Source organism: Paraburkholderia caballeronis, assembly GCF_900104845.1.
GTDB lineage: Bacteria > Pseudomonadota > Gammaproteobacteria > Burkholderiales > Burkholderiaceae > Paraburkholderia > Paraburkholderia caballeronis.
Map to the genome: position 1 here is coordinate 1,338,215 of NZ_FNSR01000002.1, position 26,116 is coordinate 1,364,330.

23 protein-coding genes are annotated in these 26,116 nt (G+C 67.7%); 14 read left to right on the top strand and 9 right to left on the bottom strand.

Annotated elements, in window-relative coordinates; translation table 11 throughout:
• Positions 1–118 precede the first annotated feature (118 nt).
• From BLV92_RS22505 to phnC, 5 genes are all read right to left on the bottom strand, one after another.
• Positions 119–1,402 carry a 4-aminobutyrate--2-oxoglutarate transaminase gene (locus tag BLV92_RS22505; RefSeq protein ID WP_090549073.1) on the bottom strand — a complete coding sequence of 428 codons (1,284 nt, stop codon included), beginning with the start codon at positions 1,400–1,402 and terminating at the stop codon, positions 119–121.
• Between the two features lie 317 nt (positions 1,403–1,719).
• Positions 1,720–2,556 (bottom strand): EamA family transporter, encoded by an 837-nt coding sequence (locus BLV92_RS22510; RefSeq protein ID WP_090551338.1) that lies wholly within the window; start codon positions 2,554–2,556, stop codon positions 1,720–1,722.
• 108 nt (positions 2,557–2,664) lie between these two features.
• Positions 2,665–3,492 carry a phosphonate ABC transporter, permease protein PhnE gene (gene phnE / locus BLV92_RS22515; protein ID WP_373681888.1) on the bottom strand — a complete coding sequence of 276 codons (828 nt, stop codon included), beginning with the start codon at positions 3,490–3,492 and terminating at the stop codon, positions 2,665–2,667.
• A 77-nt stretch (positions 3,493–3,569) separates the two neighbouring features.
• The gene (gene phnD, locus BLV92_RS22520; protein ID WP_090549079.1) at positions 3,570–4,544 is read right to left on the bottom strand and encodes a phosphonate ABC transporter substrate-binding protein; all 975 of its coding nucleotides are present in this window, start codon (positions 4,542–4,544) and stop codon (positions 3,570–3,572) included.
• 48 nt (positions 4,545–4,592) lie between these two features.
• Positions 4,593–5,423, bottom strand: coding sequence for a phosphonate ABC transporter ATP-binding protein (gene phnC, locus BLV92_RS22525; protein WP_090549082.1), 831 nt, complete (start codon positions 5,421–5,423; stop codon positions 4,593–4,595).
• A gap of 553 nt (positions 5,424–5,976) precedes the next feature.
• On the opposite strand from phnC, the gene BLV92_RS22530 reads away from it, so the two are divergent.
• The 4 genes from BLV92_RS22530 to BLV92_RS22545 all read left to right on the top strand — a co-directional run bounded on the left by BLV92_RS22530 (position 5,977) and on the right by BLV92_RS22545 (position 9,956).
• Positions 5,977–7,005, top strand: a complete 1,029-nt coding sequence (locus tag BLV92_RS22530; protein WP_090549085.1) for a M14 family zinc carboxypeptidase — start codon at positions 5,977–5,979, stop codon at positions 7,003–7,005.
• A complete protein-coding gene (locus BLV92_RS22535) occupies positions 7,002–7,802 on the top strand; it encodes an alpha/beta fold hydrolase (RefSeq protein ID WP_090549087.1) in 801 nt (266 codons plus the stop codon). The genes BLV92_RS22530 and BLV92_RS22535 overlap by 4 nt, the downstream gene beginning before the upstream one ends.
• 184 nt (positions 7,803–7,986) lie before the next feature.
• A complete protein-coding gene (selD, locus tag BLV92_RS22540) occupies positions 7,987–9,054 on the top strand; it encodes a selenide, water dikinase SelD (RefSeq protein ID WP_090549089.1) in 1,068 nt (355 codons plus the stop codon).
• On the top strand, positions 9,051–9,956 hold the full coding sequence (locus BLV92_RS22545; RefSeq protein WP_090549092.1) for a cation diffusion facilitator family transporter: 906 nt from the start codon (positions 9,051–9,053) through the stop codon (positions 9,954–9,956). The genes selD and BLV92_RS22545 overlap by 4 nt, the downstream gene beginning before the upstream one ends.
• Before the next feature lie 263 nt (positions 9,957–10,219).
• Here the strand turns inward: BLV92_RS22545 and BLV92_RS22550 are convergent, their stop codons facing one another.
• Positions 10,220–10,525: a DUF4148 domain-containing protein gene (locus tag BLV92_RS22550; protein WP_090549095.1), complete on the bottom strand. Its 306-nt coding sequence runs from the start codon at positions 10,523–10,525 to the stop codon at positions 10,220–10,222.
• Positions 10,526–10,725: 200 nt separating this feature from the next.
• A complete protein-coding gene (locus BLV92_RS22555; protein WP_090549098.1) occupies positions 10,726–11,730 on the bottom strand; it encodes a LysR family transcriptional regulator in 1,005 nt (334 codons plus the stop codon).
• 175 nt (positions 11,731–11,905) lie between these two features.
• On the opposite strand from BLV92_RS22555, the gene BLV92_RS22560 reads away from it, so the two are divergent.
• From BLV92_RS22560 to BLV92_RS22600, 9 genes are all read left to right on the top strand, one after another.
• The gene (locus BLV92_RS22560; protein WP_090549101.1) at positions 11,906–12,799 is read left to right on the top strand and encodes an alpha/beta hydrolase; all 894 of its coding nucleotides are present in this window, start codon (positions 11,906–11,908) and stop codon (positions 12,797–12,799) included.
• A gap of 41 nt (positions 12,800–12,840) precedes the next feature.
• Positions 12,841–14,049, top strand: a complete 1,209-nt coding sequence (locus BLV92_RS22565) for an efflux RND transporter periplasmic adaptor subunit (RefSeq protein ID WP_090549104.1) — start codon at positions 12,841–12,843, stop codon at positions 14,047–14,049.
• A gap of 37 nt (positions 14,050–14,086) precedes the next feature.
• Positions 14,087–17,272 (top strand): efflux RND transporter permease subunit, encoded by a 3,186-nt coding sequence (locus tag BLV92_RS22570; RefSeq protein ID WP_090549107.1) that lies wholly within the window; start codon positions 14,087–14,089, stop codon positions 17,270–17,272.
• Between the two features lie 20 nt (positions 17,273–17,292).
• Positions 17,293–18,858, top strand: coding sequence for an efflux transporter outer membrane subunit (locus BLV92_RS22575; protein ID WP_090551340.1), 1,566 nt, complete (start codon positions 17,293–17,295; stop codon positions 18,856–18,858).
• A gap of 345 nt (positions 18,859–19,203) precedes the next feature.
• A complete protein-coding gene (locus BLV92_RS22580) occupies positions 19,204–20,040 on the top strand; it encodes a MetQ/NlpA family ABC transporter substrate-binding protein (protein ID WP_090549109.1) in 837 nt (278 codons plus the stop codon).
• Positions 20,041–20,083: 43 nt separating this feature from the next.
• The gene (locus tag BLV92_RS22585) at positions 20,084–21,208 is read left to right on the top strand and encodes a methionine ABC transporter ATP-binding protein (protein WP_090549112.1); all 1,125 of its coding nucleotides are present in this window, start codon (positions 20,084–20,086) and stop codon (positions 21,206–21,208) included.
• Entirely contained in the window at positions 21,201–21,857 is a 657-nt protein-coding gene (locus BLV92_RS22590) for a methionine ABC transporter permease (RefSeq protein WP_090549116.1), read from the top strand. Before BLV92_RS22585 ends, BLV92_RS22590 begins: the two co-directional genes overlap by 8 nt.
• Positions 21,858–21,954: 97 nt before the next feature.
• Complete coding sequence (locus BLV92_RS22595; protein ID WP_090549119.1) at positions 21,955–23,145, top strand: acyl-CoA dehydrogenase family protein; 1,191 nt, start codon at positions 21,955–21,957, stop codon at positions 23,143–23,145.
• 49 nt (positions 23,146–23,194) lie between these two features.
• Positions 23,195–24,523 (top strand): Nramp family divalent metal transporter, encoded by a 1,329-nt coding sequence (locus BLV92_RS22600; RefSeq protein ID WP_090551343.1) that lies wholly within the window; start codon positions 23,195–23,197, stop codon positions 24,521–24,523.
• A 109-nt stretch (positions 24,524–24,632) separates the two neighbouring features.
• Here the strand turns inward: BLV92_RS22600 and flhC are convergent, their stop codons facing one another.
• Both flhC and flhD read right to left on the bottom strand, forming a co-directional pair.
• Positions 24,633–25,235, bottom strand: coding sequence for a flagellar transcriptional regulator FlhC (gene flhC, locus BLV92_RS22605; protein ID WP_090549122.1), 603 nt, complete (start codon positions 25,233–25,235; stop codon positions 24,633–24,635).
• A 10-nt stretch (positions 25,236–25,245) separates the two neighbouring features.
• Positions 25,246–25,566 (bottom strand): flagellar transcriptional regulator FlhD, encoded by a 321-nt coding sequence (flhD, locus tag BLV92_RS22610; RefSeq protein WP_090549125.1) that lies wholly within the window; start codon positions 25,564–25,566, stop codon positions 25,246–25,248.
• A 243-nt stretch (positions 25,567–25,809) separates the two neighbouring features.
• Here flhD and BLV92_RS31745 point away from each other — a divergent pair, with 243 nt between their 5' ends.
• A complete protein-coding gene (locus BLV92_RS31745; protein WP_143040719.1) occupies positions 25,810–26,010 on the top strand; it encodes a hypothetical protein in 201 nt (66 codons plus the stop codon).
• Positions 26,011–26,116 lie beyond the last annotated feature (106 nt).

Here is a 26,116-nt window from a genome sequence, read left to right on the forward strand (position 1 = left end):
AGGGATGCGTTGACGGCGCGCGCCTGGCGCATCGCGAAGGCGCGGCCCTATGAAGAAACGGCACGCCGGCAGCGGCCGGCATGCCGTTTTCGTCGAGCGTCGAAACGAGCCGCGCGCGTCAGGCGGCGACGCCGACCGCTTCGCGGATCACGTCTTCGAGGATCGCGAGCGCCTCGTCGAACACGTTGTCCTGGATCGTCAGCGGGAACAGGAAGCGCACGACGTTCGAGTACACGCCGCAGACCAGCAGCAGCAGGCCGCGTTCGAGCGCGAGCGTCTGCACGCGCTTCGTGAACGCCGCATCCGGCTCGTGCGAACCCGGCTTGCAGAACTCGGCGGCGACCATCGCGCCGGGGCCGCGCACGTCCGCGAGCTGCGGGACGTCGGCCTTCAGCGTCGCGAGCTTCGCCTTCAGGCGGTCGCCGAGCACGGTCGCGCGTTCGCACAGGTTTTCGCCGTCGATCACGTCGAGCACCGCATGCGCAGCCGCGACCGCGAGCGGGTTGCCCGCATAGGTGCCGCCGAGGCCGCCGGGCGCGGCGGCGTCCATCACGTCCGCGCGGCCGACGACGCCCGACAGCGGCATCCCGCCCGCGAGGCTCTTCGCGATCGTGATCAGGTCCGGCGTCACGTCGTAATACTGCGTCGCGAACAGCTTGCCGGTGCGCGCGAAACCGGTCTGCACTTCGTCCGCGATCAGCAGGATGCCGTGCGCGTCGCAGATCTGGCGCAGCCCGCGCACGAAGTCGGCCGGCGCGGGGTAAAAGCCGCCTTCGCCCTGCACCGGCTCGAAGATGATCGCGGCGACGCGCTTCGGATCGATGTCCGCCTTGAACAGCGTCTCGATGGCCTTCAGCGAGTCGGCGGTGCTGACGCCGTGCAGCGGATTCGGATACGGCGCGTGATACACGTCCGACGGGAACGGACCGAAGCCGAGCTTGTACGGCGCGACCTTGCCGGTCAGCGCCATGCCCATCAGCGTGCGGCCGTGAAAGCCGCCCGCGAACGCGATCACGCCCGGACGGCCGGTCGCGGCGCGCGCGATCTTCACGGCGTTTTCGACGGCTTCCGCGCCGGTCGTGAAGAGCGCGGTCTTTTTCGCGAAGTCGCCGGGCGCGCGGTGGTTGATCTTTTCGGCCAGCTCGACGTACGATGCGTACGGCACGACCTGGTAAGCGGTATGCGTGAAGCGGTCGAGTTGGGCGCGGATCGCGTCGATGATCTTCGGATGGCGGTGGCCGGTATTCAGCACCGCGATGCCGGCCGCGAAGTCGATGAAGCGGCGGCCTTCGACGTCCCACAGTTCCGCGTTCTCGGCCCGCTCCGCATAGAAGTTGCACATTACGCCGACGCCGCGCGGCGTGGCGGCGTCCTTGCGGCTCTGCAGATCAGCGTTCTTCACGTTCCTCTCCTTCACAGACGTTGGTCGCGTTCGTGACGGACGCCACGAACGCCGGGTTCATGCGGCGACTATACGGGCCTTTGGCTCCTGATATCAGAGCCATTGCAATAAATTCGATAGAGCCACTTTGCCGGCAGTAGACCTGCGAACCGGCGGCGGGAACGGGAAGGTGGTGCGGCGTGACGTGCGGTCCACGTCGTCGCGGGGACCGGCTTCGAGGCGTGGATTCGGCGCACGGCCATGGCGTGCGGGACCCGCGACCCATCTCCAGCATGCGAACCCGGCGCACGAATCGGCTACGCCGGTTCAACGCAAGCTTAAAGCCGTATCAACACCGCGCCGCACGTGACGAGCGCGCAGGCGACCACGCGCCGCGCGGTCAGCCGCTCGCGCAGAAACAGCCAGCCGATCAGCACCGCGAAGATCGAACTGAGTTCGCGCAGCGCGGACACCGTCGCGATCGGCAGGTAGCGGAACGCCTCGATCACGAGGCAGTACGCGGACAGCGCGAGCGCGCCGGCGAGCAGCCCTTTGGCAACCGTGCCCGCCGACGTGAACATCCGCCGGACGCCGCCGCGCAGATGGCAGACGAGCAGGAACTGCGGGATGTTCCACAGCAGATACACCCACATGATGTAGCTGAGCCCGTTGCCGGCGGCGCGCGCGCCGAGGCCGTCGATCACCGAGTAGCTCGCGATGAAGAACCCGGTGAGCAGCGCGTACGGCACGCTTTCGCCGGAAAAGCGCATCCCGCGCCGGAACGCGAGCGACATGATGCCGACCGACACCAGCGCGACGCCGGCGATCGCGGCCGGCTTCAGCGCCTCGCCCGCGAACGCGTGCGCGCCCGCGAACACGAGCAGCGGCGACAGTCCGCGCGCGATCGGATAGATCTGCCCGAAGTCGCCGCTGCGATAGGCGCGGATCAGCGTGAAGCAATACGCGATCTCCAGCACGACCGACGCGCCGACGAACGGCCACGCGCCAGGCGCGGGCAGCGGCAGCAGCGCGACGCCGATCACGCTCGCGACGATGTACGGCGCCGACATGATGCCGAGCAGCCACAGGCGGTCGCCGGACAGATGCAGGAACGCATTCCAGCTCGCGTGCATCAGCGCGGCCAGCAGGACCAGCAGAACGACGGGGGTTTCCATCAACGGGGGAGGGCGAACGGTTGCGCGGACAAACGTTCGATTATTCCAGCGAATCGGCGCGAGCGCCGATTCACCGATGGCGGGAAGGGATTTGAACGGCCGCCGAGGTCAGATCACGCGCTGGCGCAGCCACGCGGAAACCAGGTCGATCGCGGTGACGACGGCCACGACCATGATCAGCACCGCGCAGGTCTGCGCGTAGTCGAACGAGCGGATCTCCTCGTACAGCACGACGCCGATGCCGCCCGCGCCGACCATGCCGACGACCATCGCCGAGCGCACGTTCGATTCGAAGCGGTACAGCGCGTACGAGATCCACAGCGGCATCACCTGCGGCAGCACGCCGTAGACGATCTCGTCGAGCGGCGTCGCGCCCGTTGCGCGCACGCCTTCGGCCGGGCGCGGGTCGATCGCCTCGACCGCTTCCGCGAACAGCTTGGCGAGCACGCCGGTCGTATGGACCCACAACGCGAGCACGCCCGCGAACGGCCCAAGCCCGACCGCGACGATGAACAGCATCGCGAACACCATTTCGTTGATCGCGCGGCACGCGTCCATCAGACGGCGCACCGGATGGCGGATCCACGCGGGCGCGAGATTGTGCGCGGACAGCAGCCCGCACGGCACCGCGCAGACGATCGCGAGCGCGGTGCCCCACAGCGCGACCGCGAGCGTGACCAGCATCTCCTGCACGTAGGTGCGCCATTCGCCGAAGTCCGGCGGGAAGAAATCGCGCGCGAACTGGCCCATGTTCGCGGAGTCCGCGAACAGGTCGAGCGGGCGCATGTCCGCGCCGCGCCAGGCCGCGCCGAGCATCACGAACAGCACCGCCCAGCCCGCGAGCGACACCCAGCTGCGCTTCGGCGCGGGCGGCGCAGACGGCGCCGCGCGGTTCGCGACGCCCGCGGCCTGCGCGGCGGCGTCCGCCGCCGGCAGGGCCGCGGCGGCGTCCGGCGAAACGCCGGTCCGTCCGTCCGCCTGCGCGGCGCGCGACGCGCCGAAGTCGGCCGCGTTCATTCTTTCGGAGCCGCCGGCAGCGCGCCGAGCTTCGCGTCGATCGCCGCGAGCTGGCTCTTGCGATCGTCGGCGGACAGCTTCGTGTCGCTCTCGATCTTCTGCTTCTGCTGGAACAGCGCGATCTGGCGGATCGGGATCAACTGCGCGTCGGTCGACGGCGCGAAACCGCCGTAGCCGGTGATGTTCGCCATCACGGCCTTCTCGTGCGGATCGGTCTTCGCGTAGTGGTAGAAGAAGTTGCGCAGCTTCTCCTTCGTCGCTTCCGGCAGGTCCTTGCGCCACACGAGCGGATCGGACGGGATCAGCGGCGACGTCCACAGCACGCGCACCTGGGCGAAGCGGTCCGGATGCTGCTTCTTCAGCGTATCGAGCATTTCGGTGTTGTTGGTCGCGATGTCGACCTTGTTGTTCACCACCGCGAGCAGGTTCGCCTCGTGGCTCGACGGCAGCACCGTCTTGAACGACGTCGAGTTCACCGGCACGTTGCGCTGCGCGAACAGGTAGTAGCCCGGAAACAGCGTGCCCGACGTCGAATTCGGATCGCCGTAGCCGAGCGTCACGTCCTTCGTGTCGCGGAACACGTCGTCGAGCGTCTTGAAGCGGCTGTTCACGTTCGTGATCAGCACCGACTTGTAGCCCGCGTCGCCGTTCGCGTACAGGATCTTCGCGAATACTTCGCCATTCGAACGATCGACCGCTTCCATCGCGGACGCGTTGCCGAAGTAGCCGATCTGCACCTTGTTGAAGCGCATCCCCTCGATGATGCCGGCGTAGTCGGTCGCGAAGAACGCCTTCACGGTGAGGCCGGTCTGGCGGTTCATGTCGTCGATGAACGGCTGCCAGCGTTGCTTCAGCACCGCCGACGAATCGGTCGAGATAATGCCGAAATTCACGTCCTCGGCGTGCGCGGCCGCGCCGGTGAATGCGACGCAGGCGACGCTGGTGGCGAGGAGGGAGCGAAGCAGTTTCATGGGAGGCGATCCGTAGTGGTTGAGCGATCGGGAGTCGATTGGGGTTCGTCAGGCGGCGGTGCGTTGCGCGTCGAACGCGGCCGGCGCGATGCCGCCCGCGTGGCCGGTGTCGAGCAGCTCGCGCGCGGCGCTGCCGTACAGTTGCTGAAGCAGGGCGGGCGTCAAGGCGGCCGACGGCCCGTCGTACACGATGCGGCCGTCGCGCAGCGCGATCGTGCGCGGGCAATACGCCATCGCGATGTCGACCTGGTGCAGCGATACGACCACCGTCAACTGGTGGTTCGCGTTCAGCGTGCGCAGCAGGTCCATCACGCGGCGCGACGATTCGGGGTCGAGCGACGCGATCGGCTCGTCGGCGAGGATCAGCTGCGCGCGCTGCACGAGCGCGCGCGCGATGGCCGCGCGCTGCTGCTGGCCGCCGGACAGGTTCGCCGCGCGTTCGTACGCGTGCGCGTCGATGCCGACCTCGCCGAGCGCGCGCAGCGACAGTTCGCGCTCCGCGCGCGGAAAGCGGCCGGTCATGCGACGCCACAGCGGCAGCCGCGCGAGCGCGCCGATCAGCACGTTCGTTTCGACCGTCAGGCGGTTGACGAGATTGAACTGCTGGAACACGAAGCCGATGTCGCGCCGGATGTGCCGCACCTCGCGGACGATGCGGCCGTTCTGCTGGATCGGCCGTCCGAGAATTTCGATCTGCGAAGGTTGCGGATCGGCCGCGACGAAGCCGGCGATGTGCCGCAGCAGCGTCGATTTGCCGGAGCCGGACGCGCCGATCAGCGCGACCATTTCGCCCGCGCCGATGCGCAGACCGATTTCGTCGAGTGCCTTGCGGCCGTTGCCGAAAGTTTTCGACAGGCGTTCGATGCGTATGGCGTCCATAACAGTTCGTCGCGTGAAGGGCGGCCGCAGCCGTTGCATTCGGGGCCATTCTAGGAACCGACTGTGACGGTTGAGTGAAGGCGTCGCGACGTCTAGACGACTATATGTTCGAGCGCAACCATTCGGGATGTGACGGCCGCGTGACAGCGCGGGTGGGACTGCCACGCACAGTACGCGGTGGAGCGGCTATATTCGGGCCATCGAGCATGCTGTCCCCGATAACGACAGTCGGTCCCGGTCGCCGCCGTGCGGGAATCGAGCGATCTATTTCTCGTGTGCGCGGCCTTCGCGATGTCGCTTTTCCGTGATGTTCGGCACACGAGGCGAGATCGATACGACCTTGACGTCGTGCATCAGGGTGTTGATTGATACGTCGGGAAAACGACGGTTACCCGGCGCTATCGGCTGTACGGATTCGGCTGCCGACGACGGGCTTATCGAGGCGCAGCGCGTCAGGCATTGTCCGACGATCGCTACCCAATTGTCATCTGAGTGGCAAATTCGGTTGGTAGCGTGTGCTCCACCGCCATTTCTCGTTGGCATACATAGCGTTATGCCCAGCTTCCTGCCCGACAGCTTCGCCGAGTACGAGGACCTCAAGGTGCTCCTCGACGCCGGCCGCCCGTGGTTCGATATCCATAGCGTCGGCGAAACGCGGGTGCATGGGCGCGCGTTCGAACTGTACGTCGCGAGCGTCGGCGCGCGCGACGCGAACGCGCCCGCGATCGGCTTCTTCGGCGGCATCCACGGGCTGGAGCGGATCGGCACGCAACTGGTGCTCGACTACATGCGCACGCTGATCGCGCGGCTCGGCTGGGACGACCTGCTGATGCGGCAGCTCGAATCGGTGCGGCTCGTGTTCATGCCGATCGTGAATCCGGGCGGCATGTGGCAGGCGACGCGCGCGAATCCGCACGGCGTCGATCTGATGCGCAACGCGCCGCAGGACGCCGACGACCGCGTGCCGTTCCTCGCGGGCGGCCAGCGGATCGGCTCGTGGCTGCCGTGGTATCGCGGCCGGCGCGGCGCGCCGATGGAGCCGGAGGCGGCGGCGCTGCTGAAGGTGGTCGACGACGAACTGGCGCTGCGCCCGCTCAGCATCGCGCTCGACTGCCACTCGGGCTACGGCTGGAACGACAGCATCTGGTTTCCGTATGCGCGCACGCGGCAGTTGATGCGTCATCTGCCGGAAATGTACGCGCTGAAAACGATGTTCGAGAACGCGCATCCGCATCACGGCTACACGTTCGAGCCGCAGAGCCACCAATATCTGCTGCACGGCGACCTGTGGGACTGCGCGTACGACCGTGCGCCCGCGCAGCACGTATTCCTGCCGCTGACGCTCGAACTCGGCTCGTGGCTGTGGATCAAGAAGAACCCGCGGCAGATCCTGTCGCGCCAGGGCATCTTCAATCCGTTGATCGCGCATCGCACCGCGCGCGTGCTGCGGCGTCACGCAAGCCTGTTCGAGTTCCTGACGCGCGCCGCCTATTCGGCCGCGCACTGGCTGCCGGAAGGCGGCCGGAGGCAGCAGCTGCTGCAGACCGCGATCGGCCACTGGTACCGGCGGCCAGGGCCATGAGCGCCGGCACGTGGATCCTGCTGCGCGGGCTCACGCGCGAAGCGCGCCACTGGGCCGGCTTCGCGCAGCAACTCGCGCACGCGGCCGGCGACGTGCTGCCGGTCGATCTGCCGGGCAACGGCGCGCTCGCGCGTCGGCCTTCGCCCGCGAGCGTCGCCGGTTACGTCGATGCGGTGCGCCGCGATGCGTCCGCACGCGGCGCGCACGGCCCGTATCGCGTGCTCGCGATGTCGCTTGGCGGGATGGTCGCGGCCGCGTGGGCGGCTGCGTATCCGGACGACGTCGCGCAACTGGTGCTCGTGAACACGAGCATGCGGCCGTACAGCCGTGCGCACGAACGGCTGCGGCCGGCCGCATGGCCGGCGCTCGCGCGCGTCGCGCTGCACTGGGGCGGCCACGGCGACGACGACGCCGCCGAACGGCTGATTCACGCGCTGACCTGCAATCGCCGCGACACGCTCGCGGCCGATCTCGCGCTGTGGCGCGCGATTCGCGGCAGCGCGCCGGTGAGCCGCGCGAACGCGCTGCGCCAACTGGCGGCCGCCGCGCGGTTCAGCGTCGGCGACGTGCCGCGCTGCCCGGTGCTGGTGCTGTCGTCGCATGGCGACCGGCTCGTGGCCCCGGTCTGCTCCGCGCGGCTCGCGCGCGCGTGGCGCGCGATGCACGTCGAGCATCCGTGGGCCGGTCACGACCTGCCGCACGACGATCCGCAATGGCTGGTCGCGGCGCTCTGCGCGTGGCGGCCGGCCGGCTCGATGCGCGCGTTGAATGCGCCGGACCGGTCGGCATCCGCTTGAGCCGGACGCGGCGCCGCGCCGATGCGTGTGCAACAGGCATCGAACCTGATCGTCCGGGCTGAAGCGCGTTGAATCACGCCCGGTCCGCGTCGCTCTGGCGCGCCGCACCGGCATCGCCTCGGCGATTGGCACATAATAGGGCGCATTGTGCGTTGCCCATTGTTGTCTCATCGCGAACCGAACCATGACTGAAAGTGTTTCCTCCTCCCCAGCGGCCGCGCCGCGCCTGACCAGCCTGTCGCACGGCGGCGGCTGCGGCTGCAAGATCGCGCCCGGCGTGCTGTCGAAGCTGCTCGCGCGCAGCACGCCGTTCGCCGCGTTTCCGGACCTGCTGGTCGGCACCGAAACCGCCGACGACGCCGCCGTGTACCGCTTGAACGACGAGCAGGCGATCGTCGCGACGACCGACTTCTTCATGCCGATCGTCGACGACCCGTACGACTTCGGCCGCATCGCGGCGACCAACGCGCTGTCCGACGTGTACGCGATGGGCGGCAAGCCGATCCTCGCGCTCGCGCTGGTCGGCATGCCGATCAACGTGCTGCCGCACGACGTGATCGCGGCGGTGCTGCGCGGCGGCGAGGACGTCTGCGCGGCGGCCGGCATCCCGGTCGCGGGCGGCCATTCGATCGATTCGGTCGAGCCGATCTACGGGCTCGCGGCGCTCGGCGTCGTGCATCCGCAGCGCGTGAAGCGCAACGCGTCCGCGCAGGCCGGCGACGTGCTGGTGCTCGGCAAGCCGCTCGGCGTCGGCGTGCTGTCGGCGGCGCTGAAGAAGGATCAACTGGACGACGCGGGCTACCGCGCGATGATCGACGCGACCACGAAGCTGAACACGCCGGGCGCGGCGCTCGCGCAGTTGCCGGGCGTACACGCGATGACCGACGTGACCGGCTTCGGGCTGCTCGGCCACACGCTCGAAATCGCGCGCGGCGCGGGGCTGACCGCGCGTCTGCGTTATGCGGACCTGCCGTGGCTGCCGCGCGTCGAGGCATTCGCGGCCGACGGCGTGTTCACCGGCGCGTCGGGCCGCAACTGGAGTTCGTACGGCGACAACGTGCGGCTCGCGGACAGCCTGCCCGGCGCCGCGCGCGCGCTGCTGACCGATCCGCAGACGTCCGGCGGCCTGCTCGTCGCATGCGCGCCGGACAGCGTGGACGACGTGCTTGCGCTGTTCCGCGCGGACGGCTTCGCGCAGGCGGCGGTGATCGGCGAACTCGGCGCCGGCGCCGCGCAGGTCGAAGTCGCATGAGCGCGGAATCGCCGAAGGCGATCTTCTACGCGCTCGCGGCGAACCTCGGGATCGCCGTCTGCAAGTACGTCGCGGCGGCGTTCACCGGCTCGGGTTCGATGTTCGCGGAGGCGATCCACTCGACAGCCGATTGCGGCAATCAACTGCTGCTGCTGTTCGGGCTGCGCCAGGCGCGCCGGCCGGCGAGCGCGCTGCATCCGATGGGAACCGGCCGCGAGATCAACTTCTACGCGCTGCTCGTCGCGCTGCTGCTGTTTTTCGTCGGCGGCGCGTTTTCGGTGTACGAGGGCATTCACCGGCTGGTCGCGCGCGAGCCGTTGCAGTTCGTGTTCGTCGCGCTCGGCGTGCTCGGCGTGTCGGTCGTGCTGGAAACGCTGTCGCTGCTCGGCGCGCTGCGCGTGATCCGCGCGCAGAATCCGGACAAGTCGCTGTGGCGCTGGTTTCGCGAGACGCGCGAATCGGACCTGCTGGTCGTCGCCGGCGAGGACATCGCGGCGCTGGCCGGTCTCGCGATCGCGTTCGTCGCGGTGCTGATGACGGTGATTACCGGCAACCCGGTGTGGGACGCGTGCGGGTCGATCGGCGTCGGGCTGCTGCTGATGGTGATCGCGGGGCTGATCGCGCGCGAGGTGAAGTCGATGATCGTCGGCGAATCCGCGAGCCCGGAAATGCGCCGCGACATCGAGGCGTTTTTGCGCGCGCGTCCGGAGATCCACGCGGTCATCAACCTGATTACGCTGCAATGGGGCAAGGAGATCGTCGTCGCGGTGCAGGCCGAGATGATCGACTACGCGGAAAGCCGCGCGATGGTCGATGCGATCAACCGCATCGAAGCGGACCTGCAAAGCGCGTATCCGCAGGTGCGCTGGGTGTTCTTCGAGCCGGACTTCGTGAAGCGATAACGCGCGGAGTCCGTCGGGACGGAAACGGCGGCCCGGTCGAATGACCGGGCCGCCGTTTTCACGTGATCGACAGACGATCTTCAGTGCGAAGGACGATAAGGCGTCCAGACGGGGGCCGTGGCGTCCCAGTTGTCGAGTTCCGAAGGCGTGGTGGGCTTCATGATCGATTGCTCCGTGTAGAGGGTGTTACGCGGGAGTGTCACGCGGATCGAAGCGCGTGCGGCGCACGGGTAAACGCGCCGCCGCGCGGATCAACCGCTGCTTTACTGGCCTGCGCGCGCAACGCGGGTCGCGTCGTCGCCGAGGCCTTGCTGGACGGCGAGGCGTTCTGCCTGGGTGCGGCCGACTAGCCCCTGTTCCGGATAACTCGTCTTGTTCATCGACGGCAGCGTGCCGTCGCGATACGACTGCACGAGTTCCGCTTTCACTTCGGCGCGGGTCTTCGGCGCGCTGCTGTCGTTCGTCGACCACTGCGGGCCATACGTGCCCGAGCGGCCGATGCCGCCCGCGAATGCGGACGTGCTGGCGGCGATCGACAGAACGAGTGCTGCTGCGAAAGTGCGTTTCATGATCTGCTCCTGCGTGTCGTGGCGGCCGCGCGATCGGTCAGGACTCCGGGTAAGGAATCCGGCCTGGCGGCGACAGGAGCAAATGTAGGCGAGCGGGCGTCAGCGATAAATCGCCGGGCCGCGAAATGAATTGTCGTAAATCCAGAACAATGATGCGCGGCGCGAATGCGCCGCGCGCAAGGAACAAGGCGGAAAACGCGTTACGCGACCCACTCGGTCACCACCGGCGTTTCGAGGTCCGGCTTGTTTTCGCGCTGCTCGATCGTGCGCTGCGTGCAGGTCTTGTCGAGCGATGCGCGGCCGCTCAGCAGCGGGCAGCGGTCGAATACTTCCGCGATCCAGTCCACGAACACGCGCACCTTCGGCGACAGATGCCGGCTGTGCGGATACACGGCCGAAATCGGCATCGGCAGCGGCTTGAAGTCCGGCAGCACCTCGACCAGTTCGCCCGAGCGCAGTTGCGGCAGCACCATGAAGCGCGCCGGCTGGATCAGGCCGAAGCCTTCGAGGCCGCAGGTCACGTACGCGTCCGCGTCGTTGACCGACACCTTGCTCTTCAGCTTCACCTCGACTTCCTTGCCGTCCACGAGGAACGCCCAGTCGATCACGCGTCCGGTGCGGCTCGAAAAATAATTGACCGCCTTGTGTCCTTCGAGGTCTTCGAGCGTGCGCGGAATGCCGTGCTGTTCGAGGTACGACGGCGACGCGCACGACACCCCTTCGAACAGTCCGATGCGCCGCGCGACCATCGACGAATCCTGCAGCGCGCCGACCCGCACCACGCAGTCGACGCCTTCCTGCAGCAGATCGACCGGGCGGTCGGACAAACCGAGTTGCAGGTCGATGTCCGGATAACGCGTGTGGAATTCGCACAGTGACGGAATCACGATCAGCCTGCCGATCGAGCCCGGCATGTCGATGCGCAGCTTGCCCTGCGGCTTGCGGTTGCCGCTCTGGAAGCTCGTTTCCGTTTCCTCGACATCCGCGAGAATGCGCACGCAGCGTTCGTAGTACGCGGCGCCATCCGGCGTCAGCGACAGGCGGCGCGTGGTCCGGTGCATCAACCGCGTGCCGAGAAACGCTTCGAGATTCTGGATGATCGTCGTGACGGACGCGCGCGGCAGGTCGAGCGTTTCGGCTGCGCGCGTGAAGCTGTTGGTATCGACGACACGGGTGAACACCTGCATGGCCTGGAGCCGGTCCATTGCGATTCTCCGAAAGCGGTCGGACGCACGGCACGCATCAGTTGCGTGAAAAGAGGGAACAGATTGTTCAGGTGCGCCGAATTGTGTTGCCGGATTATAGGCATTTATTTGAGAGTCTGCCGAACCCACAATTCGCTCCATTCGAGATTACCTTCGCGTACTGCGCCGTTTCGACATGGATGCCTTCAAACGTTCGACGTCACCGACACCGCCCGCCATCGAGGCCGCGCCCGACGAGGCTGCGCAGCCGGTGTCCGCACGCGCCGCGCAGTCCGACCCCCCGCTGATCGAGGTCACCGACGTGACGATCGAGGGCTACGTGCAGGACATCGGCCTGCGCCTTTACCGGCGCGCGAACGCGACCGGCCTGCCGGTGCTGCTGTACTTCCACGGCGGCGGTTTCGTGCGCGGCTCGCTCGACGACGGCGACGTCGCCGGACGCTTTTTCGCAGAACGCTTACCGGCGCTCGTCGTGTCGGTCGGTTATTCGCTCGCGCCGGAATTTCCGTTTCCGGCCGCGCCCGAGGACGCGCATCGCGCGGCGCTGTGGGTGCTGACTCGCGCACGGGCGTTCGGCGGCAGCACGAAGCGCATCGTCGCCGCCGGTCACGATGCGGGCGGACAGATCGCGAACGTGCTCGCGTTCATCGGCCGCGATCGCGGCGACGTGCGGCTCGCCGCGCAGGCGCTGTTCGCGCCGATGCTCGATCCGAGCCTCACGCGCCTCGGCGACGAGCGCCGGCTCGGCTCCGACATCACCGCGCGCGAATGCGCGGCGTGTTATCGCGCGTATCTGCCGGAGGCCGCGCAGCGGATGCATCCGTACGCGGCGCCGCTCGAATCGAGCCGCCTCGCGGGCCTGCCGCCGACGCTGATCGTCACCGCGCAGAACGACGTGCTGCACATCGAGGCGGAGAAATACGCAAGCCGCCTGATCGATGCGGGCGTGCGCACCCAGGTCGTCCGCTACCCGAGCGTGTCGCACGCGCAGATCGCATCGCATCCGGCCGCGCTGAGCGAGGCGGCGCGCTTCTTCCAGTGCTGCTTCGACGCCAGCGCACAGTGCTGACCCAACAACAAATCCACTAAACGCCACTCTTGGAGCCCAACATGCCTCTCTTTCAGCTTTCCCGTTCGCGCATCGCGATGGCGGCCGTCGCCGTGGTTGCGGTCGCGGGCGTCGCGACGTTCGGCGTGACCCGCAACGAAGGGCGCGCGACGGCGGCCGAAGCCCCGCCCGCGCCCGAAGTGGACGCGGCCGCGGTCGTCAAGCGCACGATCACCGACTGGCAGTCGTACTCGGGCCGCATGGAGGCCGTCGAGAAGGTCGACGTGCGTCCGCTCGTGTCCGGCACGATCGTATCGGTGAACTTCCGTGACGGCGCGCTCGTGAAGAAGGGCGACACGCTGTTCGTGATCGATCCGCGTCCGTATCAGGCCGCGGTCGATCAGGCGGCCGCGCAGGTGGCCGCCGCGCAGGCGCGCAACGGCTACGCGCAGACCGACTGGGAGCGCGCGCAGCGGCTGCTGACCGACAACGCGATCGCGAAGCGCGACTACGACGAGAAGCAGAACGCGTCGCGCGAGGCGAACGCGAACCTGAAGGCCGCGCAGGCGGCGCTCGAAGCGGCGCAGATCAACCTCGGCTATACGCGGATCGTCGCGCCGGTCGCGGGCCGCGTGTCGCGCGCGGAGATCACGCTCGGCAACGTCGTGTCGGCGGGCGCGAGCGCCGCGCCGCTGACGACGCTCGTGTCGGTGTCGCCGATCTACGCGTCGTTCGACGCGGACGAACAGACCTATCTCGACTACATCAGCCGCATGAACGACGGCCGCAAGGTGCCGGTGCAACTGGGCCTCGCGAACGAAGCCGGTTATTCGCGCAACGGCACGATCGAGTCGGTCGACAACCGGCTCGACACGTCGTCGGGCACGATCCGCGTGCGCGCGCGCTTCGACAACGCGGACGGCGCGCTGGTGCCGGGCCTGTACGCGCGGATCAAGGTGAGCGGCAGCGCCCCGCATCCGGCGCTGCTCGTCGACGAGGCGGCGATCGGCACGGACCAGGACAAGAAGTTCGTGTTCGTCGTGGATCGCAACAACCAGGTCGTGTATCGCACCGTGCAGATCGGCGGCCAGCAGGGGAACCTGCGCGTGATCGTCGGCGGCCTGGCCGAAGGCGAGCGCGTGATCGTGAACGGCACGCAGCGGGTGCGTCCGGGCGCGGCGGTGCGCGCGCACATGGTGCCGATGAACGGCGACGCGCAGGGCGACGACTCGGTCGCACAGGCGGCGACGAAGGCCGCCGGGGCTTCGTGATTTTTCGCGAGCCACACTTTTTACTTGCGGGCGACCCATGAATATTTCCAAATTCTTCATCGACCGGCCGATCTTCGCAGGCGTGCTGTCTGTGCTGATCCTGCTGGCCGGCGTGATCGCGCTGTTCCAGCTGCCGATCTCCGAGTATCCGGAGGTCGTGCCGCCTTCGGTCGTCGTTCACGCGCAGTATCCGGGCGCGAATCCGAAGGTGATCGCGGAGACCGTCGCGGCGCCGCTCGAAGAGCAGATCAACGGCGTCGAGAACATGCTGTACATGCAGTCGCAGGCGAACAGCGACGGCAACCTGACGCTGACGGTCACGTTCCGCCTCGGCACCGATCCGGACAAGGCCACGCAGCTCGTGCAGAACCGCGTGAACCAGGCGCTGCCGCGTCTGCCGGACGACGTGCAGCGGCTCGGCATCACGACGATCAAGAGTTCGCCGACGCTGACGATGGTCGTGCATTTGATCTCGCCGGACAACCGCTATGACATGACGTATCTGCGCAACTACGCGCTGCTGAACGTGAAGGACCGCCTCGCGCGGATCCAGGGCGTCGGCGAAGTGCAGTTGTGGGGCTCGGGCGACTACGCGATGCGCGTGTGGCTCGATCCGCAGAAGGTCGCGCAGCGCGGCCTCACCGCGACCGACGTCGTGAACGCGATCCGCGAGCAGAACGTGCAGGTCGCGGCCGGCGTGATCGGCGCGTCGCCGAACGTGCCCGGCACGCCGCTGCAACTGTCGGTGAACGCGCGCGGCCGCCTTCGCACCGAGGGCGAATTCGGCAACATCATCGTGAAGACGAATCCGGACGGCGGCGTCACGTATCTGCGCGACATCGCGCGGATCGAGCTGGCCGCGTCCGAGTACGGCCTGCGCTCGCTGCTCGACAACAAGCCGGCGGTCGCGCTCGCGATCAACCAGGCGCCGGGCGCGAACTCGCTCGCGATCTCGGAGCAGGTGCGCGCGGCGATGAAGGAACTGAAGGAAGACTTCCCGGCTGGCGTCGACTACAAGATCGTGTACGACCCGACGCAGTTCGTGCGTTCGAGCATCGAGGCGGTGGTGCATACGCTGCTCGAAGCGATCGCGCTGGTCGTCATCGTCGTGATCGTGTTCCTGCAGACGTGGCGCGCGTCGATCATTCCGCTCATTGCGGTGCCGGTGTCGATCGTCGGCACGTTCTCGCTGCTGCTCGCCTTCGGCTTCTCGATCAACGCGCTGTCGCTGTTCGGGATGGTGCTCGCGATCGGGATCGTCGTCGACGATGCGATCGTGGTCGTCGAGAACGTCGAGCGCAACATCGAGAGCGGCCTGTCCGCGCGTGACGCGACGTACAAGGCGATGCAGGAGGTGAGCGGGCCGATCATCGCGATCGCGCTGACGCTGGTCGCCGTGTTCGTGCCGCTCGCGTTCATGTCGGGCCTCACCGGCCAGTTCTACAAGCAGTTCGCGATGACGATCGCGATCTCGACGGTGATCTCCGCGTTCAACTCGCTGACGCTGTCCCCGGCGCTGTCCGCATTGCTGCTGCGCGGCCACGGCGACAAGGAGGACTGGCTCACGCGTGGGATGAACCGCGTGTTCGGCGGCTTCTTCCGGCGCTTCAACAACGTGTTCCATCGCGGCTCCGAGCAGTACGGCCGCGGCGTGAACGGCGTGCTGCGCCACAAGGGCGCGATGCTCGCGGTGTACGTGGTGCTGATCGGCGCGACCGTGCTGATGGCGCGCGTGGTGCCGGGCGGCTTCGTGCCCGCGCAGGACAAGGAGTATCTGATCGCCTTCGCGCAACTGCCGAACGGCGCGTCGCTCGACCGGACCGAAAGCGTGATCCGCGACATGAGTTCGATCGCGCTGAAGCAGCCGGGCGTCGAAAGCGCGGTCGCGTTCCCGGGGCTGTCGGTGAACGGCTTCACGAACAGTTCCAGCGCGGGCATCGTGTTCGTCACGCTGAAGCCGTTCAAGGAGCGCGGCAGCCGCGCGCTGTCGGCGGGCGCGATCGCGGGCGCGCTGAACCAGCAGTACGCGGCGATCAAGGACTCGTTCGTCGCGGTGTTCCCGCCGCCGCCGGTGCTCGGCCTCGGCACGCTCGGCGGGTTCAAGATGCAGATCGAGGATCACGGCGCGGTGGGTTACGAGGCGCTGAACCGCGCAACCCAGGACTTCATCAAGCGCGCGGCGACGGCGCCGGAACTCGGCCCGACGTTCTCCAGCTACCAGATCAACGTGCCGCAGCTGAACGTCGATCTGGACCGCACGAAGGCGAAGCAGCTCGGCGTGCCGGTGACGGACGTGTTCAACACGATGCAGATCTACCTCGGCTCGCTGTACGTGAACGACTTCAACCGCTTCGGACGCGTGTACCAGGTGCGCGTGCAGGCCGATGCGCCGTTCCGCCAGAAGGCCGACGACATCCTGCAGCTGAAGACGCGCAACGCCGCCGGCGAGATGGTGCCGCTGTCGTCGCTCGTCACGGTGACGCCGACGTACGGGCCTGAAATGGTGGTCCGCTACAACGGCTACACGGCGGCGGACATCAACGGCGGACCGGCTCCGGGTTACTCGTCGGGCCAGGCGCAGGAGGCGGCGGAACGCGTCGCGGCCGAGACGCTGCCGCGCGGCGTGAAGCTGGAGTGGACCGACCTGACGTACCAGCAGATTCTCGCGGGCAACGCGGGCATCTGGGTGTTCCCGATCAGCGTGCTGCTCGTGTTCCTCGTGCTCGCGGCGCTGTACGAAAGCCTGACGCTGCCGCTCGCGGTGATCCTGATCGTGCCGATGAGCGTGCTGTGCGCGTTGACCGGCGTGTGGCTCACGCAGGGCGACAACAACATCTTCACGCAGATCGGCCTGATGGTGCTGGTGGGCCTCGCATCGAAGAACGCGATTCTGATCGTCGAGTTCGCCCGCGAACTCGAACACGACGGACACACGCCGCTTTCCGCCGCGATCGAGGCGAGCCGGCTGCGTCTGCGCCCGATTTTGATGACGTCGATCGCGTTCATCATGGGCGTGGTGCCGCTCGTGCTGTCGACCGGCGCGGGCTCGGAGATGCGTCACGCGATGGGGATCGCGGTGTTCTTCGGGATGCTCGGCGTGACCGCGTTCGGCCTGTTGCTGACGCCGGTGTTTTATGTGGTGCTGCGCACGCTCGCGGGCGGCAAGATCCATGTCGCGCAGAAGGACACTGCGCGCACGGCGCTGCCGGCGATGGACGCTTGACGGAGATAACGACAATGAAGATGGATTCGTTCGCACGCGGCGCCTCGGCCGGTTCGCACCGGCGCGACGGCGGCCTTTCGGCGGTGTCGGGCGGCCTGCGGGTTGCCGCGGCCGCGGCGCTCGCCGTGTGGCTGGCCGCGTGCTCGGTCGAGCCGACCTATCACCGGCCTGACGCGGCCGCGCCGGCTGCGTTCAAGGAAGCGCCGCAGCAGACCGATGCGCAGGGGCCGCACGACGTCGGTTCGTGGACGCCCGCGCGTCCCGCCGACGACGCGCATCGCGGCGAGTGGTGGACCGTGTTCGGCGACCCGACGCTGAACGCGCTCGAAGATCAGGCGCTGGCCGCGAACCAGGACCTGAAGGCGGCAGCCGCGCGCGTGCAGCAGGCTCGCGCGTTGACGCAGGCCGCGCGCGCGTCGTGGTTCCCGTCGCTCGACGCGGGTTTCGGCCCGACGCGCCAGCGGCTGTCGCCCGCTTCGCAGTTCCAGCCGGCGGACGCCAACGTGCCGTCGCAGACGTTGTGGCGCGCGCAGGCCACGGCGTCGTATGAAGCGGACCTGTTCGGCCGCGTCAGCTCGAACGTGAACGCGGCGCGCGCGGACGCGCAGCAGAGCGAGGCGCTGTTCCTGTCGGTGCAGCTCGCATTGCAGGCGGACGTCGCGCAGAACTACTTCCAGCTGCGGCAGTTCGATTCGCAACTCGATCTGTACCGGCGCACCGTCGCGCTGCGCGAGGATGCGCTGAAGCTCGTCGAGCGGCGGTTCGCCGAAGGCGACATCAGCGAACTGGACGTCGCCCAGGCGCGCAACGAACTGGCGTCCGCGCGCGCCGATGCGATCGGCGTCGCGCGGCAGCGCGCGGCGTCGGAGCATGGCCTCGCGATCCTGCTCGGCAAGGCGCCCGCGGACTTCACGTTCCCGCAGACGCCGCTCGCGCCGGTCACCACGCGCATTCCGGCGGGGCTGCCGTCGACGCTGCTCGAACGCCGGCCGGACATCGCGGCTGCCGAGCGCGCGATGGCCGCTGCGAACGCGCGTGTCGGCCTCGCGAAGTCGGCGTTTTTCCCGAAGCTCGACATCACCGGCGCGTTCGGCTACGAGTCGGCGACGCTCGGCGACCTGTTCATGTGGTCGAGCCGCGCGTTCCTGCTCGGTCCGTTCGCGGGCACCGCGCTGACCGTGCCGATCTTCGACGGCGGCCGCCGCCGCGCGGGTCTTGCGCAGGCGCGCGCGAAGTACGACGAGGACGTCGCGCAGTACCGGCAGCAGGTGCTGGTCGCGTTCCGAGAGGTCGAGGACAACCTGTCCGACCTGCGTTTGCTCGACGACCAGATCCGCGCGCAGGGCGATGCGGTGAACGCGTCGCAGCGCGCCGCGCATCTGTCGCTCACGCAGTATCAGGAAGGGCAGGTCAGCTACCTGAACGTGATCGACAGCGACCGCGCGGTGCTCGTGTCGCAACTGCAGGAGAGCCAGCTGCGCGGCGTGCAGGCGGTCGCGACGGTCAACCTGGTCCGCGCGCTCGGCGGCGGCTGGGGCGACCAGAAGGCGGACGACACGACTCCGCCGCCGCTCGCGTCGCGCTGATCCGCGCGTCGCGAAACGGGCCTGATTTTTCAAGCCTCGAAACGAGGCCATGAAATAGGGCCTCAAATGCGGCTTTAAGCACAGCCGTTCCGCGCGCCGCCTTCGGGCGGCGCGCGCATATCAGCGGCCGCGATATTCTTTCCGCAATCCATTTGTAGCCCCTCCGCACGCGCGCCCCTATCATCCTCTGACCTGTCTGGAGCGAATGCGCATGCCGTGCGCCCGCCGCGCGCGCCGCCGCATCCGCGTCGCAGGCGGGGCGTCTGTTCCGCCCTTCGGCGCCGTTGTGTTGCGCGTGCCGCATCGCTCCCGAACGATCACTCCATCTCCGTTCAGAGGACCGCGATGAACCGTGTTGCCCGTACCCTGAGTCGTTTGTTCCGGTTGCCCCGCGCGGGCGTGCTCGCGGCAGCCGGTTTCGCGCTCGCGATCGGCGCGGGTGTCGCGCATGCGGACAGCCCGACGTTGAAGATCGGCACCGCGACCTCGCCGCAGATCGATGCGCTGAAGGAAGCCGCGCGCGAGGCGAAGGCCGAAGGGCTCGACGTGAAGATCATCGAGTTCACCGACTGGAACACGCCGAACGCGGCGCTCGCGAACAGGGACATCGACGTCAACTACTTCCAGCACATCCCGTTTCTGGAGAACGCGGAGAAGCAGGGCGGTTATAAGTTCGTCGCGATCGCGCCCGGCACGATCATGAAGATCGGCCTCTATTCGAAGAAAGTGAAACGGTTCGAGGATCTGAAGGACGGCGCAACCGTCGCGATCGCGAACGACCCAGTGAACGGCGGGCGCGGCCTGCTGCTGCTCCAGCGCGCGGGTCTCGTCACGCTGAAGCCGGGTGCCGACTATCGCGCGACCACGCTCGACATCGTCGCGAATCCGAAGCATCTGAAGATCGTGCAGCTCGAAGCGTCGCAACTCGCGCGCTCGCTCGACGACGTCGATCTCGCGCAGGGCTATCCGAGTTTCATCAAGCTCGCGGGCACCGCCGATCCGAATAGCGCGCTGCTGTTCGACGGCCTCGAAAACAAAAACTTCGCGATTCAATGGGTCGTGCGGCCCGAGAGCGTCAACGATCCGCGCATCCGCCGCTTCATCGCGATCTATCAGCATTCGCCGCAGGTCCGCAAGGAACTCGACAAGGCGTTCGGCAATCTGTACGCGGTCGCGTGGTGACGGCGGCGGCCATCGCGCGCACATCGACTCCGGAGGCACGACGATGAAATGGTTCAACTCGGCACGCTTCGTCGAACCGGGACCGGCCGCGCACGGCGCGTCGCCGGACGCCGATCCGGCGCGGCCCGCCGTCGTGTTCGACCATGTCGGCAAGGTGTTCGGCGGTGCGAACGCAGCGCTGTCCGATGTGACGATCGACGTCGCGCGCGGCGAGGTGTTCGGCATCATCGGCCGCAGCGGCGCGGGTAAATCGACACTGCTGCGGCTCGTGAACGGCCTCGAAAAACCGACGAGCGGCACCGTGCGCGTGCACGGCGTCGACGTCGGCGCGCTCGATTCGCGCGGGCTCGTCGCGCTGCGGCGGCGCATCGGCATGGTGTTCCAGCACTTCAACCTGCTGTCCGCGAAAACCGTCTACGAAAACATCGCGCTGCCGCTGAAGATCGCCGGGGTGCCGAAGGCCGCGATCGACGCGCGCGTGAACGCGCTGCTCGATCTCGTCGGTCTGGCCGACCGGCGCGACGCATGGCCCGCGCGGCTGTCCGGCGGGCAGAAGCAGCGCGTCGGCATCGCGCGGGCGCTCGTTCACGAGCCCGATCTGCTGCTGTGCGACGAGGCGACGTCGGCGCTCGATCCCGAGACGACGCGCTCGATCCTCGCGCTGCTGCGCGACATCAACCGGCGGCTCGGCGTGACGATCGTGCTGATTACGCATGAGATGGAAGTGATCCGCGACGTCTGCGATACGGTCGCGGTGATCGAACGCGGCGAACTGGTCGAGACCGGGCCGGTGTGGCGCGTGTTCGGCGACCCGCGGCACGACGCGACGCGCGCGCTGCTGCATCGTCCCGGCGACGATCTTCCCGAGGAACTCGCCGCGCGTCTGCGGCCCCTCGGCGACGCGCCGGCCGATGCGTCGCGCGTGCTGTTCGACGTGCGCTTCACCGGCGAGCGCGGCGACGAGCCGGACCTCGTTGCGCTCGCGCACGCGTTCGGCGCGGGCAGCGATGACGTGCGGTTCGTGCACGGCGGAATCGAGCGGATCCAGGGCCGTCCGCAAGGGCGTCTCGTCGTCGCCGCGACGCTCGCGGACGGCGCCGGCGCGGCCGCGCTCGCGCACGCCGCGCGTTCCCATGCGAGCCGCGTGGAGGTGCTCGGTCATGTCTGATACGTGGATCGAAGAGTTGATCGGCGGCATTCGCGACACGCTGCTGATGGTCGGCGTATCGGCGGCCGTCGCGTTCGCGATCGGCCTGCCGCTCGCGCTGCTGCTCGTGACGACCGCGCGCGGCGGCGTGTTCGAGCGGCCCGCGTTGAACACGTCGCTCGGCGCGGCCGTCAACGCGTTCCGCTCGACGCCGTTCATCATCCTGCTTGTCGCGCTGCTGCCGCTGACGCGCGTGCTGGTCGGCACGACGATCGGCGTGTGGGCGGCGATCGTGCCGCTGTCGATCGCCGCGATTCCGTTTTTCGCGCGCGTCGCGGAGGTGAGCCTGCGCGAAGTGGATCGCGGGCTGATCGAGGCCGCGCAGGCGATGGGCGCGGAGCGCCGCCACATCGTCTGGCACGTGCTGCTGCCCGAGGCGCTGCCGGGCATTCTCGGCGGCTTCACGATTACGGTCGTTGCGATGATCGGCTCGTCGGCGATGGCGGGCGCGGTCGGCGCGGGAGGCCTCGGCGACCTCGCGATCCGCTACGGCTACCAGCGTTTCGACACGACCGTGATGGTCACCGTGATCGTGCTGCTGATCGCGATCGTCGCGGTGGTGCAGTTCGCGGGCGACCGGTTCGTGCGCCGCCTGACGCGGCGGGCTTGAACGCAATGCCCGCGTTGTTTATAACCGACCCATACGACCATCGCGCGGCCGCCGCCCGGGCGCGCCGCCCTTCGATGCCTTGCCCAGGAACACCAGCATGAACGATCCCCGCCGCCCCGCCGCGCTCGACAACGACACCGCGCGGCTCGCCGCGCTGGCCGACACGCTGCGCGCGAGCGCCGCGCAACGCGATCTCGCCGGCGGCCATGCCGCGCGCGAAAAGCAGTTGATCGCGGACGCCGGCCTGCTGACGCTCGCGGTGCCGCGCGAATTCGGCGGCGACGGCGCAAGCTGGCCGCATATCTACGAAACGATCCGCACGCTCGCTCGCGTGGACAGCGCGCTCGCGCATCTGCTCGGCTTCGAGGCGTTGCAGGTGGTCAGCGTCGACGTGTGGGGCAACGCCGCGCAGCGCGAGCGTTATCTGCGCGGCACGGTCGAGAACCGCTGGTGGTGGGGCAACGCGGTGAATCCGCTGGACACGCGGCTCGTCGCGCAACCGGGCGCGGACGGCTGCGTGCGGCTGTTCGGCAAGAAGGGTTTCTGCTCCGGCACCTATGGCTCGCAGATGATGACGATCAGCGCGCACGATCCGGCGACCGGCAAGCCGATCTTCGCGGTCGTGCCGACGACGCGGGCCGGCATCACCGTGCACGACGACTGGGACCCGATCGGCCAGCGGCAGACCGACAGCGGCACGGTGTCGTTCGACGACGTCGAAGTCCGCGCGGACGAGGTGCTGCACCGGTCGGAGACGCCGCCGCGGCCGCGCGCGACGCTGCGCACGCTGGTGTCGCAACTGGTGCTGACGAACCTGTTCGTCGGGATCGCGGAAGGCGCGCTCGAAGAAGCGCGCCAGTACGTGCTGGAGAACGGGCGGCCGTGGGTCAACTCGGGCGTCGCGCAGGCGATCGACGATCCGTATCTGCAACAGCGTTTCGGCGAGATGCGGGTCAGCAGCCTGAGCGCGGCGCTGCTCGCGGACCGCGCGGCCGGTCTGCTCGACGACGCGTGGAATCGCGGCGAGAGCCTCGACGCGGCGACGCGCGCGACGGTCGCGCTCGCGGTGTCCGAGGCGAAGATCGTCGCGCACCGCGCGGCGCTCCAGGTCGGCGAGCAACTGTTCGACGCATGCGGCGCGCGCTCGACGAACGCCGCGCTCGCGTTCGACCGCTTCTGGCGCAACGCGCGCGTGCATACGCTGCACGACCCGCTCGACTACCGCGTGCGCGACGTCGGCCGGTACGTGCTGACCCGCGATCTGCCGGAGCCGACGCTGTACACTTGAGGGCCAGATAAAGCGGCCGCCGCGCCGCGCTACCTCAAAGGTGTATCCGTTGCAGTTCAGACTTCCGACCACCGCGACCGCGCCGTTCTGCCCGTCCGAAGTGCAGGGCACCGTCGCGGTTTCGCCGCGCGCGCCGTTCTGGAAAAAAATCTGGCAGTTCGCCGGCCCCGGCCTCTTGGTGTCGATCGGCTACATGGACCCGGGCAACTGGGCGACCGACATCGAGGCCGGCTCGCGCTACGGCTACAGCCTGCTGTTCGTCGTCGTGCTGTCGAGCCTCGCGGCCATCGTGCTGCAATGCCTGTCCATGCGGCTCGGCATCGTGACCGGCCGCGACCTCGCGCAACTGTCGCGCGACCGCTATTCGAAGCCGGTCGTGCGCGGGCAGTGGGTGCTCGCGGAGATATCGATCATCGCGTGCGATCTCGCCGAGGTGCTCGGCGGCGCGCTCGCGTTCCACCTGCTGCTCGGCTGCTCGCTGATGGTCGGCGTCGTGCTGACCGCGTTCGACACGCTGATCGTGCTCGGGCTGAAGGGCAAGAATTTCCGCACGCTCGAAGCGATCATGGCCGGGCTGATCGCGACCATCGGGCTCGGTTACGTGATCCAGCTCGCGCTCGTGCATCCGCACTGGCCGTCGGTCGCGCATGGGCTGATTCCGTCGTGGCAGGCGCTGTCGTCGCGCGAGCCGATGTATCTGGCGATCGGCATCCTCGGCGCGACCGTGATGCCGCACAACCTGTATCTGCATTCGTCGATCGTGCAGACGCGCGCGGTGAAGCGCGATCCGGAAAGCATCGGCTCGGCGATCGGGCTGTCGCGGATCGACACGATCGTGTCGCTGGTGTTCGCGCTGCTGATCAACGCGGCGATCCTGATTCTGGCGGCGGCCGCGTTCCACGAAACCGGCCACACCCAGGTGACGGAAATCGAGGACGCGTTCAGGCTGCTCGCGCCGATCGTCGGCACCGGCGCGGCGGCGATCCTGTTCGGAATCACGCTGCTCGCGTCGGGGCAAAGCTCGACGTTCACCGGCACGGTCGCGGGCCAGGTGATCATGGAAGGCTTCCTGCAGATGAAGATTCCGTGCTGGCAGCGGCGGCTGATTACCCGCGTGCTCGCGCTGATTCCGGCCGTGATCGGCGTCGCGATGCTCGGCAACGGCGCGGTCGGCCGGCTGCTGGTCGCGAGTCAGGTGGTGCTGAGCCTGCAACTGCCGTTCGCGCTGTGGCCGCTGATCCGGATGACCAACGACCGCGCGCTGATGGGCGCGTTCGTGAACCGGCCGCTGACGCGGGCGCTTGCGTGGTTTCTGTTCGTGGTGGTCAGCGCGGCGAACCTGTGGCTCGTGCTGCAGACGTTCGGCGTGGGAGGGTGAAGCAGACTGAAGGCGGCTGAAAGCGCTTCGCCGCCCGGCACGGGGAATGTGCAGGGCGGCTTCGCGTCTTGTCGATCGTCCGGTTGACCCGGATCTGGCTCTCCTACGCTCAGGCAGCCTCGGCAATGCCGTCCGGCGTAACCGGAAGGTTGCTGTCGGTCTGCGCGGCGCCCCGTCGCGCTGCAGCCGCCTTTTTCGTCTTGCCGGCGCGCGAAGGCGGCTGGCATGCGCCGCACACGACGTTGTTCTGCAGGTCGTGGCGGTGCGCGACGAACTTGCCGCCGCAGCGGCAGCAAGGCGTCAGCTGCAGAATATCGGCATCGAAAAACCGCACCAGGGTCCACGCGCGCGTGAGATCGAGCACCGGCTCGATCGCGTTGTGGCGGCAGTGTTCCAGATACAGCCGGAACCCCTTGGTGAGCGCGTCGAGATGCGAGCAACGCGCTTCGTTCTTCAGGAACAGATAGGTGTTGTAGAACAGCGATGCGTGGATGTTCGCGAGCCACGTCATGTACCAGTCCGCCGAGAACGGCAGCATGCCCTTGGGCGGCGATACGCCCTTGATCTCGCGATACAGGCGGATCATGCGGTCACGCGACAGCGTGAGTTCGCTTTCCAGCACCTGCATGCGAGCGCCCAGTTCGATCAGCGCAATCGCGCGGAACACTTCCTGGGCGTCTTCGGTCAGGCTGCGCCTGGGGGCGGAGGTCATCGACGTTCCTTCAGGCGAATTGGCTCGCCGGCTGTCCTGCCAGCAGGATGGCCGCATGGGTGGACGCCACGTCGGCATGCTTGGCGGTCTGCGTGAGCGCGGACAGCATCGCATGGTCGTCGAAGCGGAAAAAACAAAGGAGCTGGTCGGAAGCGGCCAGCTTGACGATCTGCGCGAGCGACAGACCGGCAATCAGATCAGCCAGTTCCGACGACAGGCCCAGCCGGAACATGCCGACTGGCTTGTCCTCGCGGAGCATGCGCTGCGCGAGCATGATGTACGACAGATTGATCTCACGGATCGAATCCAACGTCTCGCTGCTACGGTCCATTTCTGTGTATTCCGAAGCCCCGAATTAACCGCCGGCATTTGCTGCCGTTGTAACCTTTTTGTCCTGCACCGGATCTTCGCCGCCATCGGCGGAACGGTACATTTGATACAAGGTGTTACATCTCGTAACACCTTGGGCGGAATTGTATGAGGGCTTATCTTGGAAATCAATCCCTGTTGCAAAAAATGCTCAAGAAGAGTTGCTCAATTTCGGTAATTTTTTCGAGTATTTGAAGGCAATCGGATGACAGCTTCCCGCAAGGCCGCGTCTGGTGCGGCTGCACCATCAAAGCTCAAAAAAACAAGATGTTACGGCTCTGATGTGGTGCAGCAACGACGGATTGCACGAGCCGCCGCATTGCGCTATACGGAAATAAGTTTTACGAAAGAAATTAGCGTGCCGGTAAGAAATGCGGATCAACTCTTATATAAGTATGACGATTAAATGTAACACGCATGTTGCAATTGGCGCATCTGCGATGCGTGTCGCATGAGGTCGCAGTCGATAGCTTGTAACAGGATGCAAGGAGGGCGCGGAGCGATTCTTTGGC